Origin of the sequence: Flavobacterium sp. Root935 (genome assembly GCF_001429295.1) — a bacterium.
Taxonomy (GTDB): domain Bacteria; phylum Bacteroidota; class Bacteroidia; order Flavobacteriales; family Flavobacteriaceae; genus Flavobacterium.
Genome location: NZ_LMJL01000010.1, coordinates 150,579 through 156,707 on the forward strand (window position 1 = coordinate 150,579; position 6,129 = coordinate 156,707).

The window sequence follows — 6,129 nt, forward strand, 5'->3', positions numbered from 1 at the left end:
TATAAATCTGTAACGCATCAACTTCATAAAGATATTCTTCTTAAAAAGAAAAAACGCAAACAAAAGCAAGCACAGGACAAGTGGCCAGAAAAAAAATACATAGCTATAAACCCCGAGGGGCTACCAAAAAGATGTAGTCCGTTTATATCCTGAGCGCTAGCATGTCCTGTTTTTATTGTGTTTGGAATCAGTGCCAATCCAAGTTCAAATCGTCCATCACACATTTAAACTATCACTGCATTATCATACAGCTTCCGTTTTAGCTACCCCCTTTTACTAGTGAAAATAAAACTAAAAAGGCTAAAGATTTGATGCTTATTGCTCAAATCCAAAAATAAATCTTCAAAACAGCAGTAAAAACAGCTAAGCTTCTGTTGAAACAGATTGTCCGTCTGTTGAGCCTTTTCAGATGGGTTCTGAGTGTCAGATTCTTTCTTTCGATATGGTTTGTCCCGAAACGTTTTACTGAATGCATTTTCTCATCAATCAAATACCTGTAGTTTTTAAGTCTGTCTGTAAATATCTTTTTTGCTTCTGATAATTTCAGAGTTTCCAAAACACGCTTGAGAGTTTTATTGGTTCGTTTTCCAACATTAAAAATCACCACATTTTTAGAATTCTTTTCCAGAGCATAAACCAGCCAGATGTAATTTTTCTTCTGTCTGATATAAGTGCACAACTCATCGACTTCATAAGTTTTGCCTTTGCTGATAATTGGTTTGGTAATACTTCTGGCAATTGATATAATTCTTTTCAATAATGTCGTAGCAGATATTTTCAGTATTCTTGCGGTGCTTCTTATTCCTAGTCCTTCTTTTGTGAACAACACTATCTCCTGATTGATATCCCTTTTGTAGGCGTTGTAGCTATAGTTAATCTGCTGTCTTCTTTGACAAACACAACATTTATAACGCTGATTTCCGTTAGATTGAAATCCATTTTTTATGCATTTGCCATTGCAAAAATTACATTTTATTTTCATGACCTAATTTGAAACACTAAGGTAAAACAAAAGCATTTTAAGGCTTTTAAAAAGTCCAAAAATAGAAGAGACGACCAGTTGGTCGTCTCTTTTTATAGTCAATAATTAATAGTTTATATTCTTTTTCAGTTCGTTACGCTGTTATTTTGTAAAAACACCTAATCTGTAACATTACCGAATAGTTACTGAAGAGTATGCTAAAAAAAATCCAAGTACAACAGTTAGGGAAGCTGTTTATGAAAAGTAAAAAAGAAAAGCCACTTCATTAACGAAGTGGCTTTTTTGATAGTTAGGCTATTTCCAGACACATTGACCATCGATAACCAAATATGGAAAATAGTCTTCACTCCAGTTCTCTCCATCTCTGGATATTTTTAGACAAAGTGCATCTCTATTCTCAGATATACCATCTGAATTCTTAAAGTTTGCTTTTACATCAAAAGCGATTGCTCCACCATCAATTAAATTGTTTCTTAACTGTTCTGAAAGCTGTTTTTTTAAAGTTTCAACTGCTTTGTGAGAGTCGATAATATCTTCATCACTATAATATCCAATAGGCGTTACGACTGCCTTGAGAATCGTAGAACCAAAAGGAGCGAATTGTCCCAATTCTTTTAAATATAAATTAGCTTGCTTAAAAATATCCATTTTTAATTCCTCAACTTGAATATCAGTCATTTTAAAAGATTTGATTTCATGTTCTTAATTTAGGTATACACAGTTGAAGAGTTATTATTTTTCTTCAGTCATTACTACTTTCCACTTTCTATCTTTAACAGTCAAAAAAACTATGTTACTATAAGTTTCACCATTTTCATATTCTAAAGTTTCTTCTAGGAAGTATAGGTCATTATCAATCTCACTTATTTCTGAAAATTGCCTGTTCACATTAGTAAAATCAGGAAAACCGTTATTTTGAATATTTTCAATAAGTGATAATTCAAGTAGTTTAGCTGTTTCTACTATTGTTGCTTCATTAAATTCAAAATCTGCTCTTTGCAAAGTTATCTTTGCTTCAGCTATAAAATCTTTAGATGCAATGACATTTGCAATATCCATTTTAGAATATGCATTCTCTAACGAGATTATTGCTTGTTCGGGTGTGTCGTAGTTGTAATTCATAATTTATCTATGACCAAATTTCACCAGGCTTTGGTTTTGGCTTTGGTGCTGGTTTTGGTAACTCAGGTTTTTTAACAGAAGTATTATCTCTTTTAACAGGTGCTACCTCTGATTTTAAAAGGTCGTTAATTTTTTTATCTGGATTGTTTTTAATTGTTTCTTTTAATTCTTGTGTCAAATTTCGTAAAAACTCTAACGCAGTTTTTGAACCCTCCGCTGTTTTTGAACCTTCAGCAGCTTTACCAAATTCCCCAAGTTTATCAAGTACTCCCTTATTATAAGAAGGATGATTTCCATGACGTCCATTTCCAGATGCTTTACTAAATTTCTCAACACCAATTTTATTTTCAGCTCCTTCAAACTTAAAGCCTTCACTTATAGCATCCTTTACAACTTCATTGCCTTTTACTCCTCGAGGTATTATATGATGCTCTTCAGTAACCAAATCTATCTCTGTCTTACCTCCAACTTCACTGGTTTTACCTCCAACTTCTGTACTAAGCTTAATAACATCAGAGCTACCTAAAGCAACTTCAAGCCAAGGAAAAGGAAGAAGTTCCAATCCTTCCAATTCTTTACCCATCCCCATTTTATTTTCTTGGAATGCATAAGTTGAATTATAAGGATATTTTTCAGCAAGTGGGTCAACTGACATAAAACGTCCAATTGCATAATCATAGTTTCTATACATAAAGCTGTCCCAGTTCAGTCCCAGCTCGTCCTGACGCTCTTGACCTTGGTACTTATACTTATTAGCGCTAGGCAGATAATCATTATACATTTTGTGTTTTAAACCAAAAGGATAATAATTGTTTTCTTCAATAATTTCAAGAACTTGTGTGGTCGGGTTTTTAGCATAGCTTACACGAACGTTTCCTAAATGATCCTTGTATTGATACACATACGAAAGCGCTCCAACTGTATTTTTTACATACCCTTGTGCCGTTGAAAAAAACTCTAAAACATTGTCTTTGTATTGGTAACCTCCTAAATAATTGGTGGTTGTGGTAACTGTACCTTCGGTAACTATTTTCTCGAGTTTTTGCCCTGCCGCATTGTAAAAGTACTCAATAGTACCAGTTGTTCCAAATGTAATTTTCTTTGGCAGGTTGAGATGGTTGTACGATATGTTTGTAATGTTTTTATTCTTATCGGTAATCAGATTACCAAAATCATCATAAATGTAATCGTCACCAGTTTTATTGCCATCATTAAATCCGCTGGTGTTGTTGGAGTCATCGACTACTTTTGACAGTTGGTTAGAATTTGTCGGATAGGTATATATTAAATTGTCCAGATCCAAATAACCAGTCTGAGGATCGTAATCTCCATTTCTACTAAGTGTTTTAATATTTCCGTTTTTGTCGTATGTCAGGTTTTCATCATAGGCGTTGGTTGTTAAACCATTATTTTCATAAATCGCATTTTTAAGACGATTCAGATTATCATACTTATAACCATACGCTCTTTCATTGAAATCTGAAGCGGTTTTCCAAAACGTTTCTGAGATGTTACCGTTATATAATGCTTTTACATCAGCTATATCTGTTTGAGTTGTATCGTAATTAATTTTAAAAGCAAATAAATCAACCGGATCTGTATCCTGCTGTAAGTTATTAGTTTTATTAATTTCCTTAAGCCATCCTCTTATGTTATATTGAAAATCGACTTTTTGAAGTGGATTTTCAATATTATTCCCTACTTTTTTGCTTGTTAGCTGTCCTAAAGCATCATAACTATTATCGGCTAAAAGCTCTATTGCACCTCCATTGATCTGATGCGTATGGGTTAACAGACGATCCTGAGGGGAATACGTAAACTCTTCTCTTACCACTATTTCCGGATTTCCGGAAGTTCTTTTGTGTTTGGTAATGGTATATAATGTTTTTCCGGCAAAATCTACTTTGCTTTCACTGGAAGTATATCCGCCAAGATAATTCTGAAGATACGTTTTTATTGGTCTTGCTTTATCATCATAAAAAATAGTCTTGGTTTCGCCCGCTGTAGAAGATGCTGTAGTTATTGCTCTAGTCCAGCTGCCCGAAGACATTCCTTTTATATTTTCTAAAACTTCCTGCCCTTCGATCGAAGAAGGAACGGTTTGTGCGCTTGGAAATGCATAATTATCATAATAATTAACGGTGAGTAATTTAAAATTTGTCGGAGCTATAATATTGCTGTAATAGGCTTCTATCCCGTCAATAGTGCCTGAAGTCTGTTTAGTTTCAAACAAAACTGCTGCATTGTTCTGCGCATCCTGCAATGATTTACGAACAGACTGGTTTGGGTTCTGATTGCTCCAGCCGGTATAAACTGGTCTGCTGAAAGCGTCGTATTTTGTTATCATCCATCCGGGAGTATCGTCGTCTTTAAAAGGAGACATTGCCGGTCCCGTTGCTACAGGTCTGTCCAGTTTGTCATAAACTATAAATTCCCATAATTTTCCCGGTAATTTTTTCTCTACCAGACGATTTTTATCATCGTATTTGTATTGGTAACATAATCCGTTTAAAACAGTATAATCAATTGTTCCTTCTACTTTTGGAGGAATTACATAAGTAAGATTTCCATAGAAATCATAAACATAATAGGTATCGTGTTTGTCTCCTCCATCGTAGGTTCTTTTTAAAATAACCTGCCCTTCTTTATTTTTAAATTCAACTGTTGATCCTGAACCTTCTGCCGGACTTAAGGTTGTATTTTCATCATAAGTTATGGTTTTATACAATTGATTTTCCTGATAAGTTCCACCATCTGAAAATGAAATATCATATAATCCTGAACCAGCGCTCCAGGTTGTGTTGGCCTTATATAATTTAACCGCATCATCAGAATTATTGGTCTGATAGTCTAATTTTATTTCATGACCGCTTCCCATTGCCCAGGAATTCCCCGGAGCGGCCTGTTTTAGCACTCTGTTTAATGGCGATGATTCTAATTGTTTTTCAGAATATGGGTTAGATGTAATATCGTAATGATCCGTATTATAGAAAGCGTTAGTATTATCTTTTGCATTTGTCTCGAATGCCATGTTCGCTGAAGAAGACACGTAAGGCAGATATTCCTGAACTTGTCTTCCCAGATTATCATAAGCGATGTGCGTTATGATGTCTTTCCCCGTTGTTGATTGTCTGTTGGCAATTTTCTGCACAGGTCTTCCTAAACCATCAAAATAAGTTATGCTGGTTTGTGCCTGCTCCAATGATGGAGATTCTATAACTGATTCTGTTGGCTGTTTATAATTTTTAGTAATGATGTAATTATAATCTGAAGGTGCTGTAATATTATTACAATCCGGACTGCTGCCTAAGACCTGAGGGCAATTGTCTGTATTATTTCGTACATAATTACCACTTGGTTTTATACATTGCTGTACATAATCGGAGGGATCTCCTAAACCATCCAGTTCGTTATCAGCGTACCATTTTGTATCCGGATTCAGTCCTGAATCATTATCATTACAATCTAAACTATTTGTAACATAACCATTGGGCATTATACTGTAATAGACACTTGCAGCAGCATTTCCGTAATTATCTCCATCAGCATCCTGATAATAAGTTGCCGGCACAATGTTGGTAATATTTGCTGTATTATCATTATAGTCTGCAGCATTTCGTACATAACCATTTGGCTGTGTACATTGTGCTACCGTAGTTGCCGATGTTCCGTAACCATCTCCATCTGCATCTCTATACCAAACCGTATTTGGAGTTAAAGAAACATCACCGTCATTACAATCTGAGTTATTTGCGACATATCCTCCAGGCATATTACTATAATAAACATAGACTGATGGGTTTCCGTATCCATCGCTATCAGCATCCTGAAAGAAAAACTGTGGCGCAACATTGGTGATATTCCCTGTGCTATCATCATAATCACCTGCCTGTCTAATATAGCCATTTGGCTGAGTACAACTGTTTGTTGTTACAGCGGCATTTCCATACCCGTCAGCATCAGCATCTCTGTACCAAATCGTATTTGGATTTAAAGAAACATCACCGTCATTACAATCCGAATTA

General features: G+C 35.0%; 4 protein-coding genes. All 4 read right to left on the bottom strand.

Going from position 1 to position 6,129, the window contains the following annotated elements; translation table 11 throughout:
* Positions 1–322: 322 nt before the first annotated feature.
* Positions 323–982 (bottom strand): IS1 family transposase, encoded by a 660-nt coding sequence (locus ASE40_RS11550; protein WP_057117124.1) that lies wholly within the window; start codon positions 980–982, stop codon positions 323–325.
* 294 nt (positions 983–1,276) lie between these two features.
* A complete protein-coding gene (locus ASE40_RS11555; RefSeq protein ID WP_057117125.1) occupies positions 1,277–1,660 on the bottom strand; it encodes a hypothetical protein in 384 nt (127 codons plus the stop codon).
* A gap of 54 nt (positions 1,661–1,714) precedes the next feature.
* On the bottom strand, positions 1,715–2,041 hold the full coding sequence (locus ASE40_RS11560) for a hypothetical protein (RefSeq protein ID WP_128414971.1): 327 nt from the start codon (positions 2,039–2,041) through the stop codon (positions 1,715–1,717).
* Between the two features lie 70 nt (positions 2,042–2,111).
* A partial coding sequence (locus ASE40_RS11565; RefSeq protein WP_082586803.1) for a DUF6443 domain-containing protein occupies positions 2,112–6,129 on the bottom strand: 4,018 nt, incomplete at its 5' end.